The organism is Streptomyces tropicalis, assembly GCF_029269835.1.
In the GTDB taxonomy this organism is placed as follows: domain Bacteria; phylum Actinomycetota; class Actinomycetes; order Streptomycetales; family Streptomycetaceae; genus Streptomyces; species Streptomyces tropicalis.
Genome location: NZ_JARJBB010000009.1, coordinates 206,745 through 233,665 on the forward strand (window position 1 = coordinate 206,745; position 26,921 = coordinate 233,665).

Annotated in this window: 22 protein-coding genes; 7 read left to right on the plus strand and 15 right to left on the minus strand. The window is 72.3% G+C overall.

What is annotated here, in order from left to right; translation table 11 throughout:
• Positions 1-106: 106 nt before the first annotated feature.
• On the minus strand, positions 107-1,744 hold the full coding sequence (locus P3H78_RS19505; protein WP_276110322.1) for a polyamine aminopropyltransferase: 1,638 nt from the start codon (positions 1,742-1,744) through the stop codon (positions 107-109).
• An 88-nt stretch (positions 1,745-1,832) separates the two neighbouring features.
• Positions 1,833-2,360, minus strand: coding sequence for a DUF2617 family protein (locus P3H78_RS19510; protein ID WP_276110323.1), 528 nt, complete (start codon positions 2,358-2,360; stop codon positions 1,833-1,835).
• A gap of 1,018 nt (positions 2,361-3,378) precedes the next feature.
• Between P3H78_RS19510 and P3H78_RS19515 the strand changes: the two genes are divergently transcribed.
• Positions 3,379-4,101 (plus strand): sulfite exporter TauE/SafE family protein, encoded by a 723-nt coding sequence (locus tag P3H78_RS19515; RefSeq protein WP_276110324.1) that lies wholly within the window; start codon positions 3,379-3,381, stop codon positions 4,099-4,101.
• Positions 4,102-4,385: 284 nt separating this feature from the next.
• Positions 4,386-5,582: a pyridoxal phosphate-dependent aminotransferase gene (locus P3H78_RS19520; protein WP_276110325.1), complete on the plus strand. Its 1,197-nt coding sequence runs from the start codon at positions 4,386-4,388 to the stop codon at positions 5,580-5,582.
• Between the two features lie 115 nt (positions 5,583-5,697).
• Here P3H78_RS19520 and P3H78_RS19525 read toward each other — a convergent pair whose 3' ends face one another.
• The 3 genes from P3H78_RS19525 to P3H78_RS19535 all read right to left on the minus strand — a co-directional run bounded on the left by P3H78_RS19525 (position 5,698) and on the right by P3H78_RS19535 (position 7,916).
• Positions 5,698-6,627: a hypothetical protein gene (locus P3H78_RS19525; RefSeq protein ID WP_276110326.1), complete on the minus strand. Its 930-nt coding sequence runs from the start codon at positions 6,625-6,627 to the stop codon at positions 5,698-5,700.
• A gap of 280 nt (positions 6,628-6,907) precedes the next feature.
• Positions 6,908-7,045, minus strand: a complete 138-nt coding sequence (locus tag P3H78_RS19530) for a DUF397 domain-containing protein (protein ID WP_276110327.1) — start codon at positions 7,043-7,045, stop codon at positions 6,908-6,910.
• Entirely contained in the window at positions 7,002-7,916 is a 915-nt protein-coding gene (locus P3H78_RS19535) for a helix-turn-helix domain-containing protein (RefSeq protein ID WP_276110328.1), read from the minus strand. Before P3H78_RS19535 ends, P3H78_RS19530 begins: the two co-directional genes overlap by 44 nt.
• A 175-nt stretch (positions 7,917-8,091) precedes the next feature.
• Between P3H78_RS19535 and P3H78_RS19540 the strand changes: the two genes are divergently transcribed.
• The gene (locus tag P3H78_RS19540; RefSeq protein ID WP_438827995.1) at positions 8,092-8,685 is read left to right on the plus strand and encodes an ATP-binding protein; all 594 of its coding nucleotides are present in this window, start codon (positions 8,092-8,094) and stop codon (positions 8,683-8,685) included.
• Positions 8,682-9,869 carry a putative hexosyltransferase gene (locus tag P3H78_RS19545; protein ID WP_276110329.1) on the plus strand — a complete coding sequence of 396 codons (1,188 nt, stop codon included), beginning with the start codon at positions 8,682-8,684 and terminating at the stop codon, positions 9,867-9,869. The genes P3H78_RS19540 and P3H78_RS19545 overlap by 4 nt, the downstream gene beginning before the upstream one ends.
• 13 nt (positions 9,870-9,882) lie before the next feature.
• On the opposite strand, the gene P3H78_RS19550 is transcribed toward P3H78_RS19545, so the two are convergent.
• Together P3H78_RS19550 and clpB are read right to left on the minus strand one after the other, a co-directional pair.
• Positions 9,883-10,416: a YbjN domain-containing protein gene (locus P3H78_RS19550; protein WP_276110330.1), complete on the minus strand. Its 534-nt coding sequence runs from the start codon at positions 10,414-10,416 to the stop codon at positions 9,883-9,885.
• A 228-nt stretch (positions 10,417-10,644) separates the two neighbouring features.
• Positions 10,645-13,242: an ATP-dependent chaperone ClpB gene (gene clpB, locus P3H78_RS19555; protein ID WP_276110332.1), complete on the minus strand. Its 2,598-nt coding sequence runs from the start codon at positions 13,240-13,242 to the stop codon at positions 10,645-10,647.
• A gap of 156 nt (positions 13,243-13,398) precedes the next feature.
• On the opposite strand from clpB, the gene P3H78_RS19560 reads away from it, so the two are divergent.
• Entirely contained in the window at positions 13,399-13,815 is a 417-nt protein-coding gene (locus P3H78_RS19560; RefSeq protein WP_276110333.1) for a pyridoxamine 5'-phosphate oxidase family protein, read from the plus strand.
• 160 nt (positions 13,816-13,975) lie between these two features.
• On the opposite strand, the gene P3H78_RS19565 is transcribed toward P3H78_RS19560, so the two are convergent.
• A complete protein-coding gene (locus P3H78_RS19565) occupies positions 13,976-14,311 on the minus strand; it encodes a Rieske (2Fe-2S) protein (RefSeq protein WP_276110334.1) in 336 nt (111 codons plus the stop codon).
• A 427-nt stretch (positions 14,312-14,738) separates the two neighbouring features.
• Here P3H78_RS19565 and P3H78_RS19575 point away from each other — a divergent pair, with 427 nt between their 5' ends.
• Positions 14,739-15,683 carry a helix-turn-helix domain-containing protein gene (locus P3H78_RS19575; protein ID WP_276110336.1) on the plus strand — a complete coding sequence of 315 codons (945 nt, stop codon included), beginning with the start codon at positions 14,739-14,741 and terminating at the stop codon, positions 15,681-15,683.
• 9 nt (positions 15,684-15,692) lie between these two features.
• Here P3H78_RS19575 and P3H78_RS19580 read toward each other — a convergent pair whose 3' ends face one another.
• The 7 genes from P3H78_RS19580 to P3H78_RS19610 all read right to left on the minus strand — a co-directional run bounded on the left by P3H78_RS19580 (position 15,693) and on the right by P3H78_RS19610 (position 24,288).
• The gene (locus P3H78_RS19580) at positions 15,693-16,736 is read right to left on the minus strand and encodes a helix-turn-helix transcriptional regulator (protein ID WP_276110337.1); all 1,044 of its coding nucleotides are present in this window, start codon (positions 16,734-16,736) and stop codon (positions 15,693-15,695) included.
• A 371-nt stretch (positions 16,737-17,107) separates the two neighbouring features.
• Positions 17,108-18,214: a sugar ABC transporter substrate-binding protein gene (locus P3H78_RS19585; protein WP_276110409.1), complete on the minus strand. Its 1,107-nt coding sequence runs from the start codon at positions 18,212-18,214 to the stop codon at positions 17,108-17,110.
• Between the two features lie 471 nt (positions 18,215-18,685).
• A complete protein-coding gene (locus P3H78_RS19590; protein ID WP_276110410.1) occupies positions 18,686-19,138 on the minus strand; it encodes a heat shock protein transcriptional repressor HspR in 453 nt (150 codons plus the stop codon).
• Positions 19,139-19,143: 5 nt separating this feature from the next.
• Positions 19,144-20,337 (minus strand): molecular chaperone DnaJ, encoded by a 1,194-nt coding sequence (dnaJ, locus tag P3H78_RS19595; protein ID WP_276110338.1) that lies wholly within the window; start codon positions 20,335-20,337, stop codon positions 19,144-19,146.
• A gap of 36 nt (positions 20,338-20,373) precedes the next feature.
• A complete protein-coding gene (gene grpE, locus P3H78_RS19600; protein WP_276110340.1) occupies positions 20,374-21,072 on the minus strand; it encodes a nucleotide exchange factor GrpE in 699 nt (232 codons plus the stop codon).
• On the minus strand, positions 21,069-22,913 hold the full coding sequence (dnaK, locus tag P3H78_RS19605; protein WP_276110341.1) for a molecular chaperone DnaK: 1,845 nt from the start codon (positions 22,911-22,913) through the stop codon (positions 21,069-21,071). Before dnaK ends, grpE begins: the two co-directional genes overlap by 4 nt.
• A 94-nt stretch (positions 22,914-23,007) precedes the next feature.
• Complete coding sequence (locus P3H78_RS19610) at positions 23,008-24,288, minus strand: MraY family glycosyltransferase (RefSeq protein WP_276110342.1); 1,281 nt, start codon at positions 24,286-24,288, stop codon at positions 23,008-23,010.
• A gap of 181 nt (positions 24,289-24,469) precedes the next feature.
• Here P3H78_RS19610 and P3H78_RS19615 point away from each other — a divergent pair, with 181 nt between their 5' ends.
• The gene (locus P3H78_RS19615) at positions 24,470-26,752 is read left to right on the plus strand and encodes a (Fe-S)-binding protein (RefSeq protein ID WP_276110343.1); all 2,283 of its coding nucleotides are present in this window, start codon (positions 24,470-24,472) and stop codon (positions 26,750-26,752) included.
• Positions 26,753-26,921 lie beyond the last annotated feature (169 nt).

Sequence of the window (26,921 nt, forward strand, 5' to 3'; positions counted from 1 at the left end):
GTTCCCGGCGCCATCGGTCCGGCCGGTGTTGGTGCGGCCCCCGCGGCGTCCGGCACCCTCCCCGGCCGCCGCCCCGCACCGCCCACGTCCCCTGTCCGGCGCCCCGTCAGTCCCCGTACCGCGGATGCACCAGGGTCGACGGGGGCAGACCCGCCACCCGGGTGCGGTCCGCGGCGCGCGCGTCGGCGGCGAGCACGGCCGGGGTGAGCGTGGCGGGCCGCGGGGCGCCCGGGTCCGGGCGGAGGCCGGGCGGGGTCCGGGCGGCGAGGACGAAGCCCCAGTCGCCGGGTCCGCGGGAGGCCGCCGCCCCGCGGGCGGGCGCGGCGGCGGGGCCCGCGCCGGGCCCGGGGACGCGGTAGGGGGCGGTGCGCAGCCCGGCGGCGCGGATCGTCGCCTCGACCGTCCAGAACACCCGCGGCCGGGAGGCGACCGGACCGGCGTGGACGACCAGCCGCCCGTCCGCGGCCAGGGCCCGCCGGGCCAGCCCGTAGAACTCCTGCGCGTAGAGCTTGGTGCTGTCGGTGACGGACGGGTCGGGCAGGTCCTCGATGACCACGTCGTAGGAGGCCGGGGGCGTCCCGCGCAGCCGGCCGAAGGCGTCGGCCGCGACCGCGTGGACGCGCGGGTCGGCGTACGCGTGGCCGTTGAGCCGTGCGAGGGCCGGATCGGTGCGGGCCAGGCGGAGGACGCCCGGGTCGGGCTCGACGACGTCGACCCGCCGGACGCCCCGGTGGCGCAGGACCTCGCGCACGGCCAGCCCGTCGCCGCCGAGGACCAGCACGCGGGCGTGGGGTCCGGCCATGACGGGGCGGACGAGCGCCTCGTGGTAGCGGCGCTCGCCGGGGCCGCCGGCCCGCAGCCGCCCGTCGAGGTAGAGGTCCAGGGGCCGCCCGCCGCTGCCGCCGGTGAGGACCACCTCCTCGGAGCCGGTGCGCGGTGCCACGCGGGCCTCCGCCCCGTAGACCGCGTGCCGGGCGGCGCGTTCGAAGTCGTCGACCAGGGCGGCGGCCGAGGCGAGCAGGCCGAGCACGGCGAGGTTCGCGGTGAGCAGCAGCCGGCGGCCGCGCGGGGTGAGGTCCCGCCGGAACAGGCCGAGCACGAGGGCGCCGCCGGCGACCACGTTGACCGCGCCGGTGAGCAGCGCGCCGGTCAGCTGGCCGAACATCGGCAGCAGCAGGAAGGGGAAGGCGAGGCCTCCGACGAGGGCGCCGACGTAGTCCGCGGCGAACAGGTCGGCGACGGCGCCGCCCGCGTCCTGGCGCCGGATGCGCTGGATGAGTTCCATCAGCAGCGGCACCTCGGCGCCGATCAGCAGGCCCATGGCGAGGGAGAGGGCGACCAGCAGGCAGCGCGGCCCGTCCGCCCACATGCCGCCCCAGCCGCCGGTCCAGGCGAAGACGGCGTACAGCGCCATCGCGCTGCAGCCGCCGACGAGCGCGAGCACCGCCTCGACCGCGCCGAACGCGCCGGCGGCGTGCCAGCGCAGCCGCTTGGCCAGCAGTGAGCCGATGCCCATGGCGAAGACCATGACGGACAGCACCACGGACGCCTGGGTGACCGTGTCCCCGATCAAGTACGAGGCGAGAGCGACGAGTTCGAGCTCGTACACCAGTCCGCAGGCCGCACAGACGAAGACGCCCGCGAGGACGAGGAACCTGCCGGTTCCCGGCCGGACGGGCAGCGTCGCGGGTCCGCCCCAGGGCGGTGCCGGGCAGGGCGGGGCCGGGGCGTGGTGTTCGATCACGACTGCGACGTTACGTCACGGCCGTGGCACGCTTCGTCACCCACACGTGTGGAATAAGAGGCGCCTGGGGCACGGGAGTTTGAACGGCTCAATGTGCTCGCGCCAGCGCCGACCGGCGCGCCCCGACGGTGGTACGGGTGGCCACCAGTTGGCCGTCCTGCGGGTAGGCGTGCCAGGTCCGCCAGTGCACCTGGCCGCCGTGCCGCTGCGCGAGCATCGCCGTGAACGCGTGCGGGCTGCCCGGGAACACCCCGGCCAGGCCGTGCGGATGGTCGCAGACGAGGGCGAGCAGTTCCTGGGCGCGGCCGGCGAAGGACCCCGGGGACAACTTCTCGACGCGGGCGGCGAACTCGTACTCCCAGTCGTCGACCCGCTTGGCGACCCCGAGCGGCAGCGGCGTGCTGGAGCCCGAGATGCAGGCGACCGTCTCCGAGCAGATGCCCCGCTCCTCTTCGAGGAGCACCTGGTGGGACGCGCCCAGCAGTCTCAACTGGACTCTCACGCCTTCCAGTTCGAGGTCGAGCGTGGCCAGCGCAGGGAGCGGCTCACGCCCCAGAGCCCAGGCGAGGTCGGCCGCGCGCGTGTCGGTGTAGGAGGTCTTCAGGGTCGTGAGCATGGATCGGCTCCGCTTGCACGCAAAGAATGAAGAAAGGGGAGGTGTGGGGCCGACGCACCCCGGTCGACACAGGGGGACGGCCCGGTCAGCCCAGTTCAGGAAGGGGTGCGGGGCGTCCGAGGGGCTGCGTCGGTGATGTAGAGGGAATCATGGACGGCGGTTTCGCCACAGCGTTTTTACCCAACTTCGTGGGGTTTCCATCCCCTAGAGGGCCCCACAGCTCAACTGTTCAACCATCAGGTGCGCCGGCGCACACCGGCCTGCGACCGGGCGCCCGCCCGGAGTGCTCTCCCGGCGGGCGCCCGCGCGGATGCGGCTCCCCCTGGGAGCCGGGCTGCCCCGTGTCAGCTGCCTCCGCCGCATCCGCCCCCGCAGCCCGAACCCCCTCCGCAGGAGGATCCGCCGCCGCAGGAGGAGTGACCCCCGCAGGAGTGGTGCCCGCCGCCGTGGTGGCCACCGCCGTGGTGTCCGCCCGACGACGAGCCGCCGCCGTCCCCCGCGGCCCACCAGGCGCCGCTCGCGCCGCCGGACCCGGCGGAGGCCGACGAGCTGCGCGATCCCTTCCGCAGGGACGTTCCGTGAAGCGTGCGCCGGCGGGAGGTCAACGCCGCGCGCACCGCCACGAGTCCCACCAGCACTGCCAGGGCGATGCCGACGATCATGACGTCACCCTCCTTTCCGCGCGTCCCGCGAGGCGGCCCCCCGTGGGCGCCCCGTGCGCTGCGTGACGGGGGGATGCCCGGCCGCCGCGCGGGCCAAAGCACACTTGAGGAACTTCTGAGGGTCGACGCCAGGAAAACGCCCCTGACCTGCACAGAAGAGCAGATCGACGGCCGTCGGGGTCTCACCGGGTCGCCACACGGTCCCGCTCCCCCTTGGGCGCCGAGTCGGTCGAGGATGACTGCGCCTGAGCGCTTCAGTTGACGAGTGGGCCGTTCTCCGGCGGGGCTGCTCCGAACCGGCGGCTGCTACCGTGCCGCCTGATCGGCGGGGAGCCGGCTGCGCGGTGGGAGGCGGAATGGCCACGGTCCCGGTGTTCCTGATCTTTGCCGTGGCGGCCTTCGCCCAGTCGGTGACCGGGTTCGGATTCGCCCTGGTCGCCGTCCCCCTGCTCGGATCAGTCATCGATCCCAAGGCCGCCGTGGTGACGGTCGGAGAGGTCAGCCTCCTCCTGACCACCGCCACCGCGATGGCCGACCACCGCCATGTGCGCTGGCCGGTCGCGCTGGCGTTCTCCGGGACAGCCCTGCTCGGCATGCCCCTGGGGCTGCTCGTCCTGTCCGAGGTGTCGGCGTCGACGCTGACCGCGCTGATCGCCGTGGTGGTGACGGGGTGTGCCGCCATCGTCTGGCGCGGGTGGAAGTTGGAGCCGACACCGCTGAGGGTCGGCGCCGTCGGAGCGCTTTCGGGCCTGCTCCTGACCGCCACCGGTACCTACGGTCCGCCCCTGGCGACGGCCGTCCGCACGTTCGGCCTGGAGCCGCGGGCCTTCCGCGCCACCCTCGCGGCGGTGTTCACCTTCAGTGGGGCACTGGGCGTCGCCGGGTTCTTCTGGTCCGGCGAAGCGAGCCGAAGCACCTGGCAGCTGTGCCTGGTCGGCGGGCTTGCCAGCGCGATCGGAGGATGGACCGGAAGCCGGGTACTGAGCTCCCTCGACGGAGCACACTTCCGCAGGATCGTTCTCGGCGCGCTCCTTCTCAGCGCCGCAGTGGCACTTGCCCGGGCAAGCACGCTCCTGTGAGGACGCACGTGCCGTCTGCGTCCGGGTGATCGATGAGCCACCGCACGGCTGCTGCCGCCCACCACGCAGCGAGCACGCATGCCGCCGTGGGGCTGCGGTGCGCCCGGGTCAGGAACGTGCGCTTCCCCACGATGTCCCCCTCCGTGCCGGACGACCTCCACCCGCTGCTCCCCTGCGCACGGGCGGGGAGCGGCTCCTCCCCTGCTCCGAGGCGGTGCTCCGGGTGCCAGCACAGGTGCCCGTCGGCGAAGCGGTGTTGAGGAACCACAGAGCTTCGGCGCAGGATGGCCGCCATGACCTCCAGCGCACGCCCGCCCCTGAACCGCCGGCTCACCGAGTTCGGGACGACGATCTTCGCCGAGATGTCCGCGCTCGCGGCCCGCACGGGCTCGATCAACCTGGGCCAGGGCTTCCCGGACACGGACGGCCCCGAGGAGATCCGCGAGGCGGCGGTGCGCGCGCTGCGGGACGGGCGCGGCAACCAGTACCCGCCGGGGCCGGGGGTCCCGGAGCTGCGCGCGGCGGTCGCGGCGCACCAGCGGCGCCGTTACGGCCTGGACTTCGACCCGGACACGGAGGTCCTGGTGACCGCGGGCGCCACGGAGGCCATCGCCGCCTCGCTGCTGGCGCTGCTGGAGCCCGGGGACGAGGTCGTCGCCCTGGAGCCGTACTACGACTCCTACGCGGCCTGCATCGCGATGGCGGGCGGGAAGCGGGTGCCGGTCACGCTGCGCCCGGACCCGGAGCGGGCCCGCTTCCGCCTCGACCTGGACGAGCTGCGCGACGCGGTCACCGACCGGACCCGCCTGCTGCTGGTCAACACCCCGCACAACCCGACCGGCACGGTCCTCACCCGCGAGGAGCTGACCGCGATCGCCGCGCTGGCGGTGGAGCGGGACCTGCTGGTCGTCACGGACGAGGTGTACGAGCACCTGGTCTTCGACGGCGCCGAGCACGTGCCGATGGCGACCCTGCCCGGGATGCGCGAGCGCACGGTGACCATCGGCTCGGCGGGCAAGACCTTCTCCTTCACCGGCTGGAAGGTCGGCTGGATCACCGGGCCCCCCGGCCTGGTCACGGCGGTGCGCTCGGCGAAGCAGTTCCTGACGTACGTGGCGTCCGGGCCGTTCCAGTACGCGGTGGCCGAGGCGCTGGGCATGCCGGACTCGTACTTCGACGCGTTCCGCGCCGACATGCGGACCAAGCGCGACCTGCTGGCGGGCGGCCTGGAGCAGGCGGGCTTCGCGGTCTACAGGCCGGCCGGCACGTACTTCGTCACCACCGACATCCGCCCCCTCGGCGAGAGCGACGGCTTCGCCTTCTGCCGCACGCTGCCCGAGCGCTGCGGGGTGGTCGCCATCCCGAACGCGGTCTTCTACGACCACCGCGAGGAGGGCGCCCCCTTCGTCCGCTTCGCCTTCTGCAAGCGGACGGACGTGCTGGAGGAGGCCGCGGCCCGGCTCAAGACCCTCGGGGGTTAGCGGGGGGAGCGGGCGTCCGCCTCGGGCTCCGGGCGGACAGGACCGTGTATCCCTCGGGGAACTCGGTGTGCACGATCGCGTCGACGGCTCATGGACGGCTCCTTCCCGTGTGTGGTCAGGACACGGCGGACAGTGCCTTGTCACCGGGCCCGGCGGTACGGCCATGGTGATGCCCCGGGGCTCCGGACCTGCATTCCCGGCAGTGGCCGGGCTCCGGTGCGCGGAAGGCGCGCTCGCAGCCGTCGCAGGTCTGGAACGGGTGCACGGCCGGTCGCCCCGTGACCTGTGGGTCCGGTGGCGCGGGCGGCGCGGGCAGCGGGGTCTCCCGGAGGCGGAAGGCGAGGATCCGCGCCGGACGGGTCAGGAGCTCGTCGGGGAGCCGTGCGGTCAGCAGCGCCGTGACCTGCGACGGTGCCACACCGGCCGCGAGCCACTGGGCGACGGCCGGCGCGAGACGCACGGCCTCCCGTCCGGACAGGACGAGACGCGGATCGACGCGGCGGAGCGAGGTCAGGACGGCGAGCGCCCGGGGGTCGGCGTCGGCGAGCGAGGCCGGCTCCTGCGGCTCTTCCCCTGCCATGGTGGGCGACGCCTCGGCTGCGGTCGCCGGTGGGGGCGCGGCCTCCTCGGCGGCCGGAGACCTCCGGGGGCGGCGCGGCCCGGGCGGTCGCGGCGGCCCGTCCGGGGCCGGGCCGCCGCCCGGTACGTCGTGGACGTACGTGCGGGTGCGGATCCGCCCGGTGGGCAGGCGCTCGCGGCGGCGTTCCAGGTAGCCGGCGGCCTCGAGTTCCCGGAGCGCGCGCGAGATCAGGATCTCCCCCTCGGTGAAGTGCTCGCACAGGGCGGCGATGGTCACAGGAGAGCCGGTGGGCAGGGAGAGGATGTACACCGCCACGCCGACCGTGACGGCGCTCCCGCGCCGCTGGGCGAGGGCGTTGGCGACCACGGTGAAGTCGGCCGTGAGGCGGGTGCGTACGTGGATCACGCCGGAGGTCGGAGCTCCGGCGTCGGCGCGCAGGCGCGCGTTAGACTGCGGGTCAGCCATCGGGAAGTGGGTCTTCCTGAGCGGTCAGGCCCTCGATCGGGATTGCCGTCCCGGCCGGGGGCCGATCTGTCTGCGGTTGTCGCGGCGAACGTAGCCGTCCCCGTCCCACCCCTGCAAGCCGGTCACCCGGACGGGTGACGCCCGCCGTCCGGCGCGGGGAGGGTGGGTGGGCGGGTGGTTCTTTCCCCCGGTTCTTTCAGGAGGCCAGTGGCCCGCCGGGCCCTCGCGGACGAGGGCCCGGTGAGCCCGGGCGACGGACGGCGGCCGGGGCCCGGCCGCCTCAGGGACGGCGGTGCCCGGCCGTCAGGCCGCCTATGAAGGCGGTCCAGGCGGCGGCTCCGAAGCACAGCGCGGCGCCGTGCGGGACCTTGCTGTCACGGACGGGGACGACGGCCCGGAACCCGTCGGCCACCTCCACGCAGTTCCCGCCCTCCTGATTGCTGTAGCTGCTCCTGCGCCACGCGGCGGCGATCAGATCGGGACGGGACATTCGCTCCACGGTTGTAGCCCTCCATCGCGGATCGGATCATGTCGAGCGACATGAGCGGGGGCAGGGCGTTCGCCCGTAGCCGATCGTAGGTCACCGTGAAACGCCCGACCTCGGCCGGATCCTCGACAAGTTGGCCGTAGTGCGCGCCTTCCGTGTAGGCGACTTCGGAGCCGTCGGGCAACGTCAACACCGTGAGGGAACCGCCCATCGCGTCGTGCTCGCCCTGGTCGAATGGCAGCACTTGGACGGTGACGTGGTGCTCCGACGCCGTGTTGAGCAGCACCTCCAACTGCGCGCGCATCGCCTCGCGCCCGCCGATCGGGCGCCTGAGGACCGCCTCGTCGAGCACCACCCAGAGCTCCGGCCGGTCGGACGACCTGAGCCGTTCCTGCCGCGTCATGCGGACGGTGAGCCGCTCCTCCAACTGGTCGTCACCGCTGAGCGTCAGGCCGACACTCAGGACGGCTCTCGCGTACTCCCTGGTCTGCAACAGGCCGGGCACCACGTGCGCCGCGTACTCACGGATGGACACGGCCCGCTCCGAGTGCGCGATGAACGCCCGCGACCAGTCCGGAAACGCCTCCCGGTACACGTACGGCCACAGCTCGACCAGCAGGTCGTCCGCGCCGAGCGCCGCGTCCAGCGCACGCGCCAGCTCCAGCGTCGGCCTCGCCCCGGACGCCCGCTCGATCTGCGTGATCCGCGTGCTCACCACGTGCGTCATGGCACCGAGCTCCGCCTGGGTCAGTCCGGCCGCCGTGCGGAGCCTGCGCACCCGTACGCCGAACAGCGCCGCCATCGACGCACCGGGGTCAATTCCGTGGGCCAAGGCATCACTTCCGTTCCTTACGAGCCGAAAAGTAAGGCTGCGACACCTGTCGAGCGTAGGGCGATCGGCCCACCCTTGAGCACGGAACGTGACGACTCGCGTGCGTCGCGGAAGCATCGGCCCGACGGAGAGGGACGGACAAACCGTGTCGACAGGAACGACCACCCCGGGAGGCGGGCCGCGGCGAGGCGCCGCGGCCCCTGCGGCGGAGACCGCCGCGCCCACCGGCGCGACCGGCGAACTGCGCGTGCTCGCGGCCCGGTTCACCTCCTCGCCGCGTGGTGCGCAGCTCGCCCGGCGTCTCGCCGTCCGGCAGATGGAGGAGTGGGACCACCCGCCGGCGTCGGACGCGTCGTGCACGGTCGCCCTCGTCGTCGGCGAGCTGGCCGCGAACGCCGTGCGGCACGGGCGGGTCCCCGGACGCGACTTCGGCCTGCGGCTCACCCTCGACACGGCCACGGGCACGGTGCGTGTCGAGGTCTCGGACGCCGCCGCCGCGAGGCGTCCGCCCGAGGCCCCGCCCTCGCCCCGCCCGGAGGGCGAGTCCGGCCGGGGACTGCTCCTCGTGGACGCCCTGGCCGTCCGCTGGGGGTCGGCGCCGCGCCGCTCCGTGGGCAAGACGGTGTGGGCGGAGGTACCGGTCGGGGCGACGAAGGCCGGCCGGGCGACCGGTTCGGAGGACGACGCGGACAGAAAATATCCGAGTACGACCGTTTCATCCCGCAATATTCCTATGTGACCCACGTCAGTACGCCCGGACCCTCCCGCGCCCTCACCGAGCCGGACGCCGGCGGGCGCGTGCGGCTCCGCATCCCGCCCGCGGCCACGGCCGTCGCCCTGTTCACGGCGGCCCGGCTGCTGGGGCTCGCCTGCGTCGTGGCGACCGCCCGGATGCACGGCAAGCACGCGCTCGCCCTGCTGGGCCGGTCCTGGGACTCGATCTGGTACCTGGCGATCGCCGTCCACGGGTACGGCCGGACCCTCCACCCCCGCCCCGGGATCGTCCACAGCGACCTCGCGTTCTTCCCGCTCTACCCCGTGCTGGTCCGGGCCGTGCACATGATGACCCCGCTGAGCGGGGGCGCGGCGGGCCTGGTCGTCGCCTGGACCGCGGCCGCGGTGGCCGCCTGGGGGATCTACGCGGTCGGCGCCCTGCTGCACGGGCGGGCCGTCGGCACCGCGCTGGCGCTGCTGTGGGGGCTGCTGCCGCACTCGGTGGTGCTGTCGATGGGGTACACCGAGCCGGTGCTCACCGCCTGCGCGGCCTGGTCGCTGCACGCGGTCCTCGGCGGGCGCTGGGTGCGCGCGGGCGCGCTGGCCGCGCTGGCCGGCCTGTCCCGGCCCAACGGGTTCGCGGTCGCCGTGGCCGTCATGGCGGCGGCGGCCGCCACCCTGGTGCGCGAGCGCGGCCGGGCCTCCCCCGGGGTGTGGACGGGCGCCGCGCTCGCCCCGCTGGGCTGGACGGCGTACGTGCTGTGGGTGGGGCGGCGGAGCGGTGACCTGCTGGGCGGGTACGTGCGGGTGCAGCGCCTGTGGGGCTCGCGCTTCGACTTCGGCCGGGGCTCACTGCGCTTCGCCAAGCACCTGGCACTCCAGCGCGACGCCCTGCTCTTCTCCATGGCGCTGGTGCTGGTGGCGGCGGCCGTGCTGCTGTTCGCGCTGCTGCTGGCGGACCGCGCGCCCCTGCCGCTGACCGTCTACAGCGGCGTACTGCTCGCCGTGGCGCTCGGCGACGCGGGCTTCTTCCAGTGCAAGCCCCGCTTCCTGCTGCCCGCCTTCCCGCTGCTGCTGCCGCTGGCGCGGGCCCTCACCCGTACGGCGAGAGCCCGGCCCCGGCACGCGGCCGTGGTGGCCTGTGCCCTGGCCGGGCTCTCCAGCGGCTACGGCGCGTACCTCGTCGTGGTCACGCACACGCCGCTGTGAGGGGCGCGTAGGGCTACGCGTCGTCCTCGGGGGTCTCGGGGTCGGCCTGGTCGACCTCCTGCTCGATGCCGAGCTGCTCCACGAGCCACTTGTCGAACTCGATGGCCGCACGCACCCAGCTGACCGTCGAGGACACGAAGTGCTCCAGGCTGACACCCACGCCGATCAGCATCTGCGCCTCGCCGATGAAGCGGACGGTGCCGTCGTCGTGGGTGTGCGTGTAGACCTTGGGCCACAGGGTGCGGCGGTTCCAGTCGTCGGCGGCCTCCAGCAGCTGCGCCTTCTCGTCGATCTTGTGCGGCCGGTCGTAGAACGTCCGCACCGAGAAGACCTGCTGGTCGGCCTCGCCCCGGAACATGAAGTACGTGCGGAACTGCTCCCACGGCGCCGCGAGGTCGCCCTCTTCGTCGACGACGTACTTGAGCTCCATCTGGTCCAGGAGCTGCTTCACCAGGTCCTGATCCGGCACGACGGGGCCCGCCGGTCCTTGGGGCTGCGGCTCGGGCTGGCCCCCGAAGTTCGGAATCGAGGACGGGTCGATGCTCACCGTGATTTTCCCTTCGTACGGATCCCGCCATCCTCTCCCATCCGGGGAGGGTGGTGGCAAGCCCCGACGCCCCTGTCAGCCCACGGCTGACACGATCCGGTCACCGGGGCGGGCCGCTGTACGGGTACCCGCTCCCGCGCGGCCCTGACGAGTCCGGCCGCACCGATCCGGGGCACCTCGCGCGAGGCCCCGGGGACGCTCCCTCCGGAGCGCCCCCGGGCGCCGCGCCTACAGCGTCTTCCCGGTCGCCGGGCCGACCAGCAGGCCCTCGCCGAAGCGGTCGACGCGGACCGTGTCGCCGTCCCGGATCTCCCCGGAGAGGATCTCCCGGGCCAGCCGGTCGCCGATCGCGGTCTGCACCAGGCGGCGCAGCGGGCGCGCGCCGTAGGCCGGGTCCATGCCCTCCTCCGCGAGCCAGGCCAGCGCCGCGGGCGTGACCTCCAGGGTCAGGCGGCGCTCCGCCAGGCGCCGGGCCAGCCGGTCGATCTGGAGTTGTGCGATCCGCTCCAGCTCCGGCCCGGTCAGCGCCTGGAAGACCACGAGGTCGTCGAGGCGGTTGAGGAACTCCGGCTTGAAGGAGGTCCGCACCACCTCCAGCACCTGCTGCCGCTTCTCCTCGTCGCCCGTGAGCGGGTCGACCAGGAACTGGCTGCCGAGGTTGGAGGTGAGCACGAGGATGGTGTTGCGGAAGTCGACCGTGCGGCCCTGCCCGTCCGTCAGCCGGCCGTCGTCCATCACCTGCAGCAGGATGTCGAAGACCTCCGGGTGGGCCTTCTCCACCTCGTCGAGCAGGACGACGCTGTAGGGCCGGCGGCGCACCGCCTCGGTCAGCTGGCCGCCCTCCTCGTAGCCGACGTATCCGGGCGGGGCGCCGAGCAGGCGGGCCACGCTGTGCTTCTCGCCGTACTCCGACATGTCGATGCGGACCATGGCCCGCTCGTCGTCGAAGAGGAAGTCGGCGAGCGCCTTCGCCAGTTCGGTCTTGCCGACGCCGGTCGGGCCGAGGAAGAGGAAGGAGCCCGTCGGGCGGTCGGGGTCGGCGATGCCCGCACGGCTGCGGCGCACGGCGTCCGACACGGCCCGTACGGCCTCGCCCTGGCCGATGAGCCGGCGGCCGATCTCGTCCTCCATGCGCAGCAGCTTCTGCGTCTCGCCCTCCAGCAGGCGCCCGGCCGGGATGCCGGTCCAGGAGGCGACGACGTCCGCGATGTCGTCGGGGCCGACCTCCTCCTTGACCATGGTGTCGCTGGAGGCCTCCTCCTCGGCCTCGGAGGCGGCCTCCAGCTCCTTCTCCAGGCCCGGGATCTCGCCGTACAGCAGCTTGGAGGCGCTGTCGAAGTCGCCGTCGCGCTGGGCGCGTTCGGCCTGGCCGCGCAGGTCGTCCAGCTTCTCCTTCAGCTCGCCGACCCGGTTGAGGGACTGCTTCTCCTTCTCCCAGCGGGCGGTCAGGCCGCGCAGCTCCTCCTCCTTGTCGGCGAGGTCGCGGCGCAGCTTCTCCAGCCGGTCCCGGGAGGCACGGTCGGTCTCCTTGCCGATCGCCAGCTCCTCCATCCGCAGCCGGTCGACGGCACGCTGCAACTCGTCGATCTCGACCGGCGAGGAGTCGATCTCCATGCGCAGCCGGGACGCCGACTCGTCGACCAGGTCGATGGCCTTGTCGGGCAGGAAGCGTGAGGTGATGTATCGGTCGGACAGGGTCGCGGCCGCGACCAGGGCGCTGTCCGCGATCTGCACCTTGTGGTGGGCCTCGTACCGGCCCTTGAGGCCGCGCAGGATCGCCACGGTGTCCTCGACGGTCGGCTCGGCGACCAGCACCTGCTGGAAGCGCCGCTCCAGCGCCGGGTCCTTCTCGATGCGCTCGCGGTACTCGTCCAGCGTGGTGGCGCCCACCATGCGCAGCTCACCGCGGGCCAGCATCGGCTTGAGCATGTTGCCCGCGTCCATCGCGGAGTCCCCGCCGGCACCGGCGCCGACGACGGTGTGCAGCTCGTCGATGAAGGTGATGATCTGCCCCTCGGAGTCCTTGATCTCCGACAGGACGGTCTTCAGCCGCTCCTCGAACTCGCCGCGGTACTTCGCCCCGGCGACCATGGCGCCCAGGTCCAGCGCGACCAGCCGCTTGTCCTTCAGGGACTCGGGCACGTCGCCCTTGACGATCCGCTGGGCGAGCCCCTCGACGACGGCGGTCTTGCCGACGCCGGGCTCCCCGATGAGGACCGGGTTGTTCTTGGTGCGGCGGGACAGCACCTGCACGACGCGGCGGATCTCGTGGTCCCGGCCGATGACCGGGTCGAGCTTGCCCTCACGCGCCGCCTCGGTGAAGTCGGTGCCGAACTTCTCCAGGGCCTTGTACTGGCCCTCGGGGTCGGGTGTGGTCACCCTGCGCCCTCCCCTCGCCTTGCGGAATGCGTCCTGGAGCTTCTTCGCGCTCGCGCCCTGCGCGGCGAGCGCCTCGCCGGCCGCGCCGCCCTTGGCGGCGACGCCGATCAGCAGGTGCTCGGTGGACAGGAACTCGTCGCCGAGGTCGGCGGCCCGCGCCTCCGCGTCCGCGATCACGGCGAGCAGCTCGCGGTCCGGCTGCGGGGGCGCGACCGTGGACCCGGTCACGCTGGGCAGCCCGGCGAGGACGCGCTCGGCGCCGGCGCGGACGGACGCCTGGTCGGCGTCCACGGCGGACAGCAGGTCGATGATGTTCTCGTTGTCCCGGCCCCCGAGCAGTGCGAGGAGCAGGTGGGCGGGGGTCAGGTCCGCATGCCCCTCGGACACGGCCCGGCTGCCGGCCGCTTTGATCGCGTCCCGGCTCCTGTTGGTCAGCTCGGCGTCCACGGTCGCTTTCTCCTCCCAGATGTCGGCGCACTGCCTCGTCTCCCGGCACTGACTCAGTCAGCGTACACAAAGTTGAGTCTATTCCACTCAAGGGTGAGGTTGAGTCTCTTTCACTCAAGGCCGGGCGCGGGCGGTCCGACGGACTAGGTTCCCGGCATGGGCACCACGAACGCACAGGACCCGGGCGCTCCCGACGCGCCGTACCTCGACTTCTGGCGGGAGCGGCACCTGTGCACGCTGACCACGCTGCGCCCCGACGGCACCCCGCACGTCGTCCCCGTCGGGGTGACCTACGACCCCGGGGCGCGGCTGGCCCGGGTGATCGCCAGCGGGACCAGCGCCAAGGTGCGGCACGTACGGGCCGCCGGCGAGGAGGGCGCGCCGGTCGCGGTCTGCCAGGTGGACGGGCGGCGGTGGGCGACGCTGGAGGGCCGCGCCGCCGTCCGGACGGAGCCGGAGCGGATCGCGGAGGCGGAGCGCCGGTACACCGAGCGGTACGGGCGGACACCGCGCCCCAATCCGTCCCGGGTCGTCATCGAGATCGAACTGACACGGGCCCTGGGGCACGGCTGAGACGCACCACCGCCCCGAACGGCGCTTTTCAGCCACGGCGAGAATGCGATGGTGTCCGGAGATGTCCGGGAAAACTGCAGCGGCGTCACCGTGTTCAGGTCACGGTGACGCCGCTGCGGGGGGAAGTACCTGAGCGATCTGTTACGACGGGGGAATCGCGTCAGGCACTGCGGGGGGTGGCCGAGATGGTCCGGAGGTCCGGCGGGTTCGGCGCCACCTGCCGATGGTCCCGCTGGTCCAGGTTCACAAAGATCATTCCGTAGCGTACGGCGCACCGCACCGGCTGCGGCGCCCCCCGAGGCCGTCGCAGACACCGGTACGCCCGCACGTCCCCGTCCTCGTCCCGCGTGACGACGACCGGCTCTCCGAAGACGGTCACCATCAGCGAGTCACCGCTGTGGGGGATGGCGGTGACCAGGTCGATGAAGTGCCAGCCGGACCGGTAGGCGGTCGCCATCTCGCGCCGGAAGGAGCGGTCGTCCGGAGGCGTCGTCACCGGGAGTCACCACCTGGGGCGGCCTGCGCGCCGCCGCCCGGCGCCCGGGAGACGACCACCACCGGCCAGGCACTGTCGGCCCGCGTGTCACTCTTCGCGCCGGCGCCGCCCGCAGACGTGCCCGAAACGGCTATGGCCGGCCAGGCACTGTCCGCCCGAGTATCACCCTTCGCACCAGCGAGGCCACTCAACGCACCGAAGGCCACAACGGTGGAGAAGGCTGCTACAAGCACCGAGCGAAGCATTCTCTTACGCATAGTCGGCTTCGTCCTCACTTGAAGGTCCCCTCTTCCCCCGTCGAGTACGACGATGGCTCATTCGGGCACGTCATGGCCACACAATCGGTGCATCATGTTCCTGCATGTTCAGGACCCTGGGGGGTGGAGATTTGACAACAAATCGGACGAAGGTGGCACATCCCCACGCGATGACCGAGATGTGCGAGGAAGGCGGTCGTCTCTACGCGCACGCACTCCGCCTGGGACGCATCGCCCGCACCGACGTGGAGTCCGCCCCCTGTCTCCTCGAGTTCGCACTCCTCCACCCCGACCCCGAGGACGCCGGCTGGCTGCGTCCCGTGCCGCCGGCGGTCGCGCTCGCCCAGCGGCTCAATCCCATCGAGCAGGAGATCACCGACCGGCGCCGCCTGTCGATCGACCTGTCGGACGCATTCGAGCCATTCATGGCGCTGAGCGCCCAGGCGGCCGTGCCGACGGACTCCGTCACCGTGCTGGAGGGCGGTGAGCGCATCAACGCCGCCCTCAACCTGGCCACGAGCCAGTGCCACTCCGAGATGCTCACCATCCAGCCCAGCGGCAACCGCACCGAGACCAGCCTCCTGCAGGGCCTGGAGCGCGACCGCCCGCTGACCGAGCGCGGCGTCCGGATCCGCACCCTCTACCAGCACACCGCCCGCTACAGCCCCGAGAAGCTCGCCTACGTCGCCCAGCTCTCCGCCGGAAAGGCGGAGTACCGCACGATAGACGAGCTGGTGGAACGGCTGATCATCTGCGACGAGACGGTGGCGTTCATCCCGGCCCGCGACGACCAGCAGGTCGCCCTGGAGCTCCGGCACCCGGGCCTGGTGCGCTACCTGATCAAGCTCTTCGAGTTCCTGTGGGACCGGGCCGTGCCGCTGAGCACCGGCGCCCCGTACGAGACCGCCTCCGGGGGCATCACGGAGGTCCAGCACTCCATCGCCAAGCTCCTGGTCGAGGGCCACGTCGACGAGGCCATAGCCCGCCGGCTGGGGATGAATGTACGCACCTGCCGGGCCCACATCGCCAAGCTCGCGACCGCCCTCGGCAGCGGCAGCCGGGCCCAGCTCGGCTATCTCATCGCCCAGTCGGGCCTGCTGGAGCAGCAGCGCTGACACAGGCGCTCAGCGCACGGGGGAGGACCCCGCACCGGGCACGCCGATCGGAGCGGGCTCGGAGGCGCGCGGCCGGCCGTCCAGGCCCGCCTGGGCGATGCGGACGCCCAGCTGCGTCCGGCTCGCGGCGCCCAGCGTCTCCGACAGCCGGGCGATGTGCGCGCGGCAGGTGCGCACGCTGATGCCCAGCCGCTCGGCGATCACCGCGTCCTGGTGGCCCTCCGCCAGCAGCGCGGCGATGGACTGCTCGCGGTGGGAGATGCCCTCGATGCCGGTGTCCGGCAGCGCGGCGGTCAGCGGGATCGCCAGCCGCCACAGCCGCTCGAAGACCGTGACGAGGTACTCGATGAGCGCGGGGTGGCGCAGCTCCAGCGCCATGGTGCGGTCGGTGTTGGCGGGGATGAAGGCGACCGTGCGGTCGAAGAGGATCAGCCGGTCGATGACCTCGTCCAGGGTGCGCGCCTCGACCGTGTCGCCCATCAGCTCCAGGTAGGTGAGCAGTCCCTGGCCGTGCCGGGCCACATGGGTGTAGAGGTCGCGCATGCGCACCCCGCGGCCGCGCAGCGCCAGGGCGCGGTGCAGGCCCTCCGACAGCTCGTGCTCGCGCCGGATCCCGCCCGGCTGCACGCTGAGGACCTCGGTGGTGCAGGCCGCGGTCGCCTCGTCCATCGCCGCCTGGATGCGGGAGAGTCCGTCGAGGACGCGGATCGCCGAGCCCTCGACCGTGGCCGACGGCGGCTGGACCCGCCGGCCGAGCCCCGCGTAGCGCTCGAAGGCCGCGACCACCGAACCCACCCGGCGGTGGCTCTCACTGACCTCGTCGTACATCCCCCGCAGCAGCCGGGTCATGACCTCCTGCGGTGCGGTGGGCACCAGGAAGTCCATGTCGTCGGGGTCGGGGTGCAGCAGCGCCAGATCGAGCAGGCAGGGCACCGGTTCGGCGTCCAGGCGTGCCACCCGGCCGCGCCGCACGGCCCGGGAATACACGCGATCCCCGGCCTCGCACAGTCGGTCGGCACCGTGAGGATGCTGCTCCGCCCCGTGCCCGGCCATGGCCCATCCCACCCCCGGTTTCCGCCTCTTCCGCAGCGCAACTATGCGCGGCCGGGACCGGCTCCGCAACACGGCTCCGCCCGGGTCGGTCGCCGGAAAACACCGGTATGCGGGGCTGTGTACCGGCCGCCGACTGGCGCATTGCCGCACGGTGGTGACGGCGCACCGGCCCGCACGGGGCGCACCGCACCGGCCCGCACGGGGCGCACCGCACCGGGGCCGCGCGCTCCGCGGTCCGGGCCCGGCGCCGCGCACGGACGGCGGGTGGCGACGGGGGCGGCGGAGGGTGCGGACGGCGACGGTGCGGGCCTTCGCACCCGTGAAGCGGGCCGCCGGGCCGCGGAGGAGAGCCGACGGGCCCGCACCGGCCGCTACTTGAGGCCGGCCGCCGCGCAGGCCGCCCGGTACCTGGACGTGCAGATCTCGGACACCTTGTAGATGCCGTCGGCGAGGACCGTGGACTTGATGTTGGACTTGGTCAGGGCGACCACGGAGACCAGCTGCGCCGGGATGCTCCGGTCGGTCGGGCTGTTCACCTTGTCCCGGGTCAGGGAGTCGAACTGGATGTCCTTGCCCTGGACCTTGGCGACCGCCATCTCGGCCGCGTTCTCGGCCTCGGTCGGGTAGGACTTGTAGACGCTCATGTACTGCTCGCCCGCGACGATCCGCTGCACCGCGTCGAGTTCGGCGTCCTGCCCGGTGATCGGCGGCAGGCTGGTGACGCCGGCCGCCTTGTACGCCTTGATGACGCCCGCCGCCATGCCGTCGTTGGCCGAGTAGACGCCGGCGATGCCGTTGCGGCCGAAGGTGTTGATGGCCTCGGCCATGTTGGCCTGGGCGTTCTCCGGCTTCCAGCCCGCGGTGTCGTAGGACCTGGCGACCGTCACCTTGCCGTTGAGCTCGGACAGCGCGCCCGCCTTGAACTGCTTGGCGTTCGGGTCGGTGGGCGAGCCGTTCATCATGACGATCCGGGTGGAGGGACCGGCGTTCGGGCCCAGCGCCTGGAGCAGGGAGCGGCCCTGCACCTCGCCGACCAGTTCGTTGTCGAAGGAGATGTAGGCGTCGATCGGGCCCTCGGCGAGCCGGTCGTAGGCGATGACCGGGATGCCCGCGTCCTTGGCCTTCTTCACGTCCCCGGCGATGGCGTGCGAGTCGACCGCGTCGACCAGGATGACGTCGACCTTGTCGTCGATCATCTGCTGCATCTGGCTGCTCTGCTTGCCCGGGTCCGCGCCGGCGTTGGCGTACTCGACCTTGCCGCGGCCCTTGGTGAGCTCGGAGACCTGCTGCTTGATGATGGGGTAGTCGAACTTGTCGTACCGCGTGTTCGCCGTCTCCGGCAGCAGCAGACCCACCGTCATCTCGTCGCCCTTGGTGGGCGTCGCGTCGCCACCGCTCCCCGACACGCCGAGCGCGCCGCAGGCGGCCAGCGAGAGGGTCAGCGTGGGCGCGGCCACGGCTATGGCGATACGACGCATCGAGGTGCTCACTTCTGGTGCCTTCCGGACGTGGCCGCAGCATTGCGGCCCAGATGACTGAAAAGCCAACGCGTCGGCGGGTACCGGCGTCAAGCGAAACCACTTAACGAGATGACAACACCACGCTCCGCTTTCACTGTGAAGGCCTCGCGTAACCGCCTCCGTACACTCTCTACGGGCTGTTCACCCAAAGGGGGTTCACCGGCGGGCAAAGATCCGCGCAACCGGGCCGGTTCCTCCTGTTTCGTCAGCATGGCGCGTACGCCCGCCCGTTCGTTCCTCGGACGTCCGGGCGAACGAACCCGGCCGGGACGGCGTGCGGGCACACCGGTCGTCCCCTCGGGCACATCCCGTCCGCCGTGGCGGCCGTGGGGCGCGGGACGGGAGTGCGGCGGGCGGCGCAGCACGAAGGGCCGGGAGGGTGGTGCCCTCCCGGCCCTTCGTGGTGCCCGCGTGCGGCGCGCGGTGCGGTCAGTCCGAGGACTGCTGGCGCTTGGGGCGCCACACCACCAGCGCGCTGGTCTGCTGAACCTCCTGGTACGGGACCAGGTCCCGCCGGTAGGAGGCGTGGACGGCGGCCTCGCGCTGGCGCATGGCGGCCGCCGCGCCGTCGAGGGCCGCCTGCATCTCCGCGAGGCGGGACTGCAGCGCGGCGACCTGGTTCTCCAGTTCGATGATGCGCTTGATGCCCGCCAGGTTGATCCCCTCGTCCTGCGACAACTGCTGCACCTGGCGGAGCAGTTCGATGTCGCGGGCCGAGTAGCGGCGGCCCCGGCCCGCGGTGCGGTCCGGGGAGACCAGGCCGAGCCGGTCGTACTGACGGAGGGTCTGAGGGTGCAGTCCGGACAGCTGGGCGGCCACCGAGATGACGTACACCGGTGTGTCTTCCGTCAGTTCGTACGGGTTTCGACGGCGGCCGTCCATCTCACTCATGCTCCCTTCGCGGCCTCGAACAGCTCCGCCCGCGGATCCTCGTCCGCGGTCGCCTCGCGATACGCCTCGAGCGCGTCACGAGCCTTCCCCGACAGGTCCGCCGGGACACTCACCTCGACGGTGACCAACAGGTCCCCATGGGTGCCGTCCTTGCGGACCGCGCCCTTGCCCCGGGCCCGCATCGTACGGCCGTTCGGCGTGCCCGGGGGCAGCTTCAGCGTGACCGGGGGCCCGCCGAGCGTCGGGACGCGCACCTCGCCTCCGAGGGCCGCCTCCGCGAAGGTGACGGGCACCGTGACGGTGAGGTTGTCGCCCTTGCGGCCGAAGACCGGGTGGGCGCCCACATGGACGACCACGTACAGGTCACCGGCCGGGCCGCCGCGCTCGCCCGGCGCGCCCTTGCCCCGCAGCCGGATCCGCTGGCTGTCGGAGACGCCGGCGGGGATACGCACCTGCATCGTCCGGGACGACTTGGCGCGCCCCGAGCCCTTGCAGACCTCGCACGGGTGCTCCGCGATCAGGCCGCGGCCCTTGCAGTCCGGGCACGGGTCCGTCAGCGAGAAGCCGCCGCCGGAGCCGCGGGCCACCTGTCCGGTGCCGACGCAGGTCGGGCACACGCGCGGTGTGCCGTTCTTGTCGCCGGTGCCCGAACAGGCCTTGCACGGTGACTGCGAGGACATGCGCAACGGGACCGTCGCGCCCTCGATGGCCTCGGTGAAGCTCAGCGTGACCTCGGACTCGATGTCCTGGCCGCGCCGGGGCTGCGTACGCGTGCCGCCCGCGCCGCCCCGGTTGAACAGGCCCCCGAAGACGTCGCCGATGCCGCCGCCGAAGCCGCCGGCGCCCCCGGCACCCCCGGCGCCTCCGCCCTGGGCGCCGCCTCCGAAGAGGTCACCCAGGTCGAAGTTGAAGTTGCCGCCGCCCGCGCCCGGCCCCGGGCGGAACCCGCCGCTGCCGAAGAGGGCGCGGGCGTCGTCGTACTCCTTGCGCTTCTTGGGGTCACCGAGGATGTCGTTCGCCTCGGAGATCTCCTTGAAGCGCTCCTCGGCCCGGGTGTTGCCCTTGTTGGCGTCCGGGTGGAACTCGCGGGCGAGCTTCCGGTACGCCTTCTTGATCTCGGCCTCGGTGGCGTCCTTGGGGACGCCGAGGACCTTGTAGTAGTCCTTCTCGATGAAGTCCTTGGTGCTCATCCCCGACGCCCCTCCTTCCGTGCGTGCGTGTCGGCGTCAGCCCTCCTCCGGGCCACCGCTCTCCTTGTCCTCGGCCGGCTCCGCGGCCTCGGCCGTGCCCGACTCCTCCGCCGGCTTGACGGTCTGCGCACCCGGCTGGGGCTCGGCGACGGCCACCCGCGCGGGGCGGATGGTGCGCTCGCCGATGCGATACCCCGGCTGCAGGATCGCCACGCACGTCGTCTCGGTGACGTCCGGCGCGTACGAGTGCATGAGGGCCTCGTGGATCGTCGGGTCGAAGGGCTCGCCCTCCTTGCCGAACTGCTGCAGCCCCAGCTTCGCCGCCACGGTCTCCATCGACTCGCCCACGGACTTGAAGCCGCCGACCAGTTCGCCGTGCTCCCGTGCGCGGCCGACGTCGTCGAGCACGGGCAGGAGCTCGGTCAGGAGGTTCGCGATGGCGATCTCCTTGACCGCGATCCGGTCGCGCTCGACCCGGCGCCGGTAGTTCTGGAACTCGGCCTGCAGCCGCTGGAGGTCCGCCGTGCGCTCGCCGAGCGCCGTGCGCACCTGGTCCAGCTGCGCCGTCAGACCGGCCAGCTGACCCGCGTCCCCGGCCGGGGCCGCCTCCTTCTCCTCGGAGGAGGCGGCGGCCTGCGGCTCGGCGTCGTCAGAGGTGGCGCCGGAGGGGACGTCGGGCTGCCGAGACTGAGCCTGCGGCTGCTGCTCGTCGAAGCCCGGGGTCTCCTCCGTCACGCGGCACCGTCCTTGCGCTCGTCGTCGACGATCTCGGCGTCCACCACGTCGTCGTCGGCCTTGGCCTCACCGGCGCCGGCGGACTCGCCGCCCGCGGCCTGCGCGGCCTGGGCGTCGGCGTACATCGCCTGGCCGAGCTTCTGCGAGACGGCGGCGACCTTCTCCGTGGCGGTGCGGATCTCGGCGGTGTCCTCGCCCTTGAGCTTCTCCTTCAGCTCGGCGACGGCCTCCTCGACCTCGGTCTTGACCTCGCCCGGGACCTTGTCCTCGTTGTCCTTGAGGAACTTCTCGGTCTGGTAGACGAGCTGCTCGCCCTGGTTGCGGCTCTCGGCGGCCTCGCGGCGGCGGTGGTCCTCCTCCGCGTACTGCTCGGCCTCCTGGCGCATGCGGTCGACCTCGTCCTTCGGCAGCGAGGAGCCGCCGGTGACGGTCATCTTCTGCTCCTTGCCCGTGCCCAGGTCCTTGGCGGTCACGTGCATGATGCCGTTGGCGTCGATGTCGAAGGAGACCTCGATCTGCGGGACGCCGCGCGGCGCCGGCGGCAGACCGGTCAGCTCGAACATGCCGAGCTTCTTGTTGTACGCCGCGATCTCGCGCTCGCCCTGGTAGACCTGGATCTGCACCGACGGCTGGTTGTCCTCGGCCGTGGTGAAGATCTCCGAACGCTTCGTCGGGATCGTGGTGTTGCGCTCGATCAGCTTGGTCATGATGCCGCCCTTGGTCTCGATGCCGAGGGACAGCGGGGTGACGTCGAGCAGCAGGACGTCCTTGACCTCGCCCTTGAGGACACCGGCCTGGAGCGAGGCGCCGATGGCGACGACCTCGTCCGGGTTGACGCCCTTGTTGGCCTCCTTGCCGCCGGTCAGCTCCTTGACGAGCTCGGCGACGGCGGGCATGCGGGTCGAACCGCCGACGAGGACGACGTGGTCGATCTCGTTGATCGAGATGCCGGCGTCCTTGATGACGTTGTGGAACGGCGTCTTGCAGCGCTCCAGCAGGTCGGCGGTCAGCTGCTGGAACTGGGCCCGGGTGAGCTTCTCGTCCAGGTGCAGCGGGCCCTCGGCCGAGGCCGTGATGTAGGGCAGGTTGATCGAGGTCTCGGAGGACGAGGACAGCTCGATCTTGGCCTTCTCCGCCGCCTCGCGCAGGCGCTGGAGGGCCATCTTGTCCTTGCTCAGGTCCACGCCGTGGCCGGACTGGAACTGCTTGACCAGGTAGTCGACGACGCGCTGGTCCCAGTCGTCACCACCGAGGTGGTTGTCGCCGTTGGTCGCCTTCACCTCGACGACGCCGTCGCCGATCTCCAGCAGCGAGACGTCGAAGGTGCCGCCACCGAGGTCGAAGACCAGGATGGTCTGGTCGTCCTTGTCCAGGCCGTACGCCAGGGCGGCGGCCGTGGGCTCGTTGACGATGCGCAGCACGTTCAGGCCCGCGATCTCGCCGGCCTCCTTCGTGGCCTGGCGCTCGGCGTCGTTGAAGTACGCCGGGACGGTGATGACCGCGTCGGTCACCTTCTCGCCCAGGTAGGACTCAGCGTCCCGCTTCAGCTTCTGCAGCACGAACGCGCTGATCTGCTGCGGGTTGAAGTCCTTGCCGTCGAGGTTGATCTTCCAATCGGTGCCCATGTGGCGCTTGACCGAGCGGATGGTCCGGTCCACGTTGGTGACCGCCTGGCGCTTGGCCACCTCGCCGACGAGCACCTCGCCGTTCTTGGCGAAGGCGACGACGGACGGCGTGGTCCTGGCGCCCTCGGCGTTGGTGATGACGGTGGGCTCGCCGCCCTCCAGAACGCTGACGACGGAGTTAGTCGTGCCCAGGTCGATGCCGACCGCACGTGCCATGGTGAATTCCTCCAGCTGACTTGAGTGGAACGGACTCAAGTGTGCACGAGGCCCGCCGTGCGGTCAACAGACCTGAGTCGAGGGCACTCAAGTCTTATCCATCCCTTACACGCAACGGGGCGCTGACCTGCGGCGATGCGGCCCGCCGGTCCGAGTCGGGCCGGGATCCGGGTTGACGGGCCGGCCCGGGAAGAGCAGTGCGCCGACGTCCGGAGGCGCCCGCCGGGTCCGCACGGCTCCGACCGCCCGCGAGGTCCGTGCGGCTGCGCGGATCTCCCGCGAGGTCCGCACGGCTCCGGGTGTCGTGGGCGCCCGTCCGGTGGCGGACCTCGTGGGGGCCGGTGCGCTGACGGGCCTCGTGGACGCCCGTCCGGGTGCGGAAGGTCGCCGGGCCACCGGGCCGCCGGGGACCCCGCACCGCCGGCACCCGCAGCAGCGCGACCACGGCGGCCAGCGCCGCGCCCGCCACCCACAGCACCCCGGTCCGCGCGAGCAGTCCGGTGTGCACCAGCACGCCCACGAGCACCGAGGCGAAGGTGCCCGCGCCGAGCAGCACGGTCGCGCCCTGCGGGGTGAGCCCGAGCCGGCGCAGCCGGTGCGCCACGTGGTCCGGCGCCCGTCGCGCCGACGGGCGCCGGACCAGCCGCCGGGAGACGGCGACGAGCACGGCGTCGGCGCTCACCGTGGCGGTGAGGGCGAACATGACCGCCGCGCTGGAGACCGGGTCGTAGCCGGCGCGGGTGAGCACCACCGCACAGGCCAGCACGAAACCGGTGAACAGGGAGCCGCAGGCGCCGAAGGCGACCCGCGCGGGGTGCCAGTTGTGCATCAGGAAGCCGGTGAGGGCGGCCGCCAGCACGCTCAGCAGCACCGCCAGGTCGTCCATCATCTCGGCCGCGGCGCACGCGCCCGCGCCGAACGCGGTGAGCACGCCCACCGTGCCCGCGAGGCCGTCCGCGTGGTCCAGCCCCCGGAAGGCGGCCGCCACACAGGCGATCCAGACCACGGCGACCACCCCGGCCGGCACCCCCGTCTCGTCGTACGGCACCACGAAGGCCGCCGCCACCGCCGCACCGAGCAGGAGCAGCGGCGTCCGCAGCCGCCACACGTCCGCGGCCAGCCCGAGCACGGCGACCGCGGCCCCGGCGGCCAGCAGGTGGGCCACGGTGTCACTGAGCGGTGCGGCGCCCGTCCAGCCGCCCGCAGCCGCGACCAGGCAGGTGCCCACCACCACGGCCGCACCCCCGAGCAGCGGCACCGGCCGCGGCCGCCGGCGGTCGACGAGCCCGAGCCGGAGCGCGGGCGCCCGCACCAGCGCCGAGAGCAGGGCGGCGAGGAGCAGGGCGGTGATGGCGGTGAGAATCCCGTAGAGCACGATTCTTAAATTAGGGGTATTTGTCCCGATCGGGTGTGAATAACACGATTGGATCCTCAGGTCACCCTCAGCGACCCAGATCACCCCGCGCCCGGCTACATTGCAGCGGAGGATGGGGGTACTCTCAGACGGACTGCATAAGTTACCGCTTAGTAATTTCGAGGCTGCCTCAGGAGCCCCCATGCAACTCGCCGCGATCATCGTGTCGCTGGTCCTGACCGTGGTCGGCGTCGCGCTGCTAGCCCGCGCCATCGGCCAGTTCGTCCGGTACTTCGGCCTGGGCCAGCCCGTCCCCGCAGGCACCCGGACCGACAACCCGTACCAGCGCAGCGTGACCCTGGTCCGGGAGTTCCTCGGGCACACCCGGATGAACCGCTGGGGCATCGTGGGCTTCGCCCACTGGTTCGTGGCCATCGGCTTCCTGACGCTGCCGCCGACCCTCGCCCAGGCCTTCGGCCAGCTCTTCGAGGCCGACTGGACGCTGCCGGTCATCGGCGACTTCCTGCCGTTCGAGATGTACGTCGAGTTCATCGGCGTCATGACGACGCTCGGCATCCTCGTCCTCATGGCCATCCGGCTGATGAACCTGCCGTCGCGCCCCGGCCGCAAGTCGCGCTTCGCCGGCTCCAAGGCCGGCCAGGCCTACTTCGTCGAGTACGTCATCCTCACCATCGGCCTCGCGATCTACGTCCTGCGCGGCCTCGAGGGCGCCCTCCACCACGTGGACTCCTACGACGCGTCCTACTTCGCGTCGTACCCGCTGGTCCTGGCCTTCAAGGGCCTGAGCACCGCCACGCTGCAGAACCTGGTCTACCTGGTCGCGACGATCAAGATCGGGACGTCGTTCATCTGGATGATCGTCGTCTCGCTCAACACCAACATGGGTGTGGCCTGGCACCGCTTCCTCGCGTTCCCGAACATCTGGTTCAAGCGCAACGCGACCGGCGGCACCGCCCTCGGCGGCCTCCAGCCGATGACCTCCGGCGGCAGGCCGATCGACTTCGAGGACCCGGGCGAGGACGACGTCTTCGGCGTCTCCCAGGTCGAGCAGTTCTCCTGGAAGGGCCTGCTGGACTTCTCCACCTGCACCGAGTGCGGCCGCTGCCAGTCGCAGTGCCCGGCCTGGAACACCGGCAAGCCGCTCTCCCCGAAGCTGCTGATGATGTCGCTGCGCGACCACGCGCACGCCAAGGCCCCCTACCTGCTCGCCGGCGGCGGCAAGACCATGGAGGGCGAGGAGAAGGGCTCCGAGGAGCAGCTCAAGGACGTCCCCGCGGCCGCCCTGGCCGAGGCCGAGCGCCCGCTGATCGGCACCGCCGAGGAGAACGGCGTCATCGACCCGGACGTCCTGTGGTCCTGCACCACCTGCGGCGCCTGCGTCGAGCAGTGCCCGGTCGACATCGAGCACATCGACCACATCGTCGACATGCGCCGCTACCAGGTGATGATCGAGTCCGCGTTCCCGTCCGAGGCGGGCACGATGCTCAAGAACCTGGAGAAGAAGGGCAACCCCTGGGGCCTGGCCAAGAAGCAGCGCCTGGAGTGGACCAAGGAGGTCGACTTCGAGATCCCGGTCGTCGGCAGGGACCTCGAGGACCTCTCCGAGGTCGAGTACCTGTACTGGGTCGGCTGCGCCGGCGCCCTGGAGGACCGCGCGAAGAAGACCACCAAGGCCTTCGCCGAGCTGCTGCACATCGCGGGCGTGAAGTTCGCGATCATGGGCGGCGACGAGAAGTGCACCGGTGACTCCGCCCGCCGCCTGGGCAACGAGCCCCTGTTCCAGGAGCTCGGCATGGAGAACGTCATGGCCCTGAACACGGCGTTCGGCGAGGAGCTGGACGACGACGGCAAGGTCACGGCGGAGTCGAGGAAGCCGAAGGCCGCGAAGAAGATCGTCGCGACCTGCCCGCACTGCCTCAACACCCTCGGCAACGAGTACCCGCAGCTCGGCGGCGACTACGAGGTCGTCCACCACACCCAGCTGCTCCAGCACCTCGTCGACGAGGGCAAGCTGGTCCCGGTCACCCCGGTCGAGGGCATCATCACCTACCACGACCCGTGCTACCTGGGCCGCCACAACAAGATCTACACGCCCCCGCGCGAGATCATCGGCAAGGTCCCGGGCCTGCGCAACGAGGAGATGCACCGCCACAAGGAGCGCGGCTTCTGCTGCGGCGCCGGCGGCGCCCGGATGTGGATGGAGGAGCGGATCGGCAAGCGCATCAACAACGAGCGCGTCGACGAGGCCCTCTCCCTCAACCCGGACATCGTCTCCACCGCCTGCCCGTTCTGCCTGGTCATGCTGACCGACTCGGTCAACGGCAAGAAGAACGACGGCAAGGCCAAGGAGTCGATCCAGGTCGTGGACGTCGCCCAGCTCCTCCTCGACTCCGTGCGGACGCCGGTCGACCCGGCGGGCGAGGCGGAGGCCGAGAACGAGCCGGAGCCGGAGCCGGTGAAGTAGCGCTTCCGGCCTCGGGACACGACGGCGCCCCCGGACCCTCCACGGGTCCGGGGGCGCCGTCGTGTCCCGGGGTGCACCCCCGGCGGCTCCGTGGTCACCGGGCGGCGCACCCGTCTCCGCGGCCGCACCGGGCGGGGGCGGCCGTCCTGCCGCGGGACCGCCGGACGCG

What these genes read in the sequence shown, in the direction of transcription:
- P3H78_RS19560 (WP_276110333.1), top strand. Translation starts at nt 13,399, where the DNA reads ATGGGCACCACGAACGCACAGGACCCGGGCGCTCCCGACGCGCCGTAC.
- P3H78_RS19585 (WP_276110409.1), bottom strand. Translation starts at nt 18,214, where the DNA reads ATGCGTCGTATCGCCATAGCCGTGGCCGCGCCCACGCTGACCCTCTCG.
- P3H78_RS19515 (WP_276110324.1), top strand. Translation starts at nt 3,379, where the DNA reads ATGGCCACGGTCCCGGTGTTCCTGATCTTTGCCGTGGCGGCCTTCGCC.
- dnaK (WP_276110341.1), bottom strand. Translation starts at nt 22,913, where the DNA reads ATGGCACGTGCGGTCGGCATCGACCTGGGCACGACTAACTCCGTCGTC.
- P3H78_RS19525 (WP_276110326.1), bottom strand. Translation starts at nt 6,627, where the DNA reads ATGGCTGACCCGCAGTCTAACGCGCGCCTGCGCGCCGACGCCGGAGCT.
- P3H78_RS19590 (WP_276110410.1), bottom strand. Translation starts at nt 19,138, where the DNA reads ATGGACGGCCGCCGTCGAAACCCGTACGAACTGACGGAAGACACACCG.
- P3H78_RS19510 (WP_276110323.1), bottom strand. Translation starts at nt 2,360, where the DNA reads ATGCTCACGACCCTGAAGACCTCCTACACCGACACGCGCGCGGCCGAC.
- P3H78_RS19615 (WP_276110343.1), top strand. Translation starts at nt 24,470, where the DNA reads ATGCAACTCGCCGCGATCATCGTGTCGCTGGTCCTGACCGTGGTCGGC.
- P3H78_RS19580 (WP_276110337.1), bottom strand. Translation starts at nt 16,736, where the DNA reads ATGGCCGGGCACGGGGCGGAGCAGCATCCTCACGGTGCCGACCGACTG.
- P3H78_RS19575 (WP_276110336.1), top strand. Translation starts at nt 14,739, where the DNA reads ATGACCGAGATGTGCGAGGAAGGCGGTCGTCTCTACGCGCACGCACTC.
- dnaJ (WP_276110338.1), bottom strand. Translation starts at nt 20,337, where the DNA reads ATGAGCACCAAGGACTTCATCGAGAAGGACTACTACAAGGTCCTCGGC.
- P3H78_RS19520 (WP_276110325.1), top strand. Translation starts at nt 4,386, where the DNA reads ATGGCCGCCATGACCTCCAGCGCACGCCCGCCCCTGAACCGCCGGCTC.
- P3H78_RS19535 (WP_276110328.1), bottom strand. Translation starts at nt 7,916, where the DNA reads ATGGCGGCGCTGTTCGGCGTACGGGTGCGCAGGCTCCGCACGGCGGCC.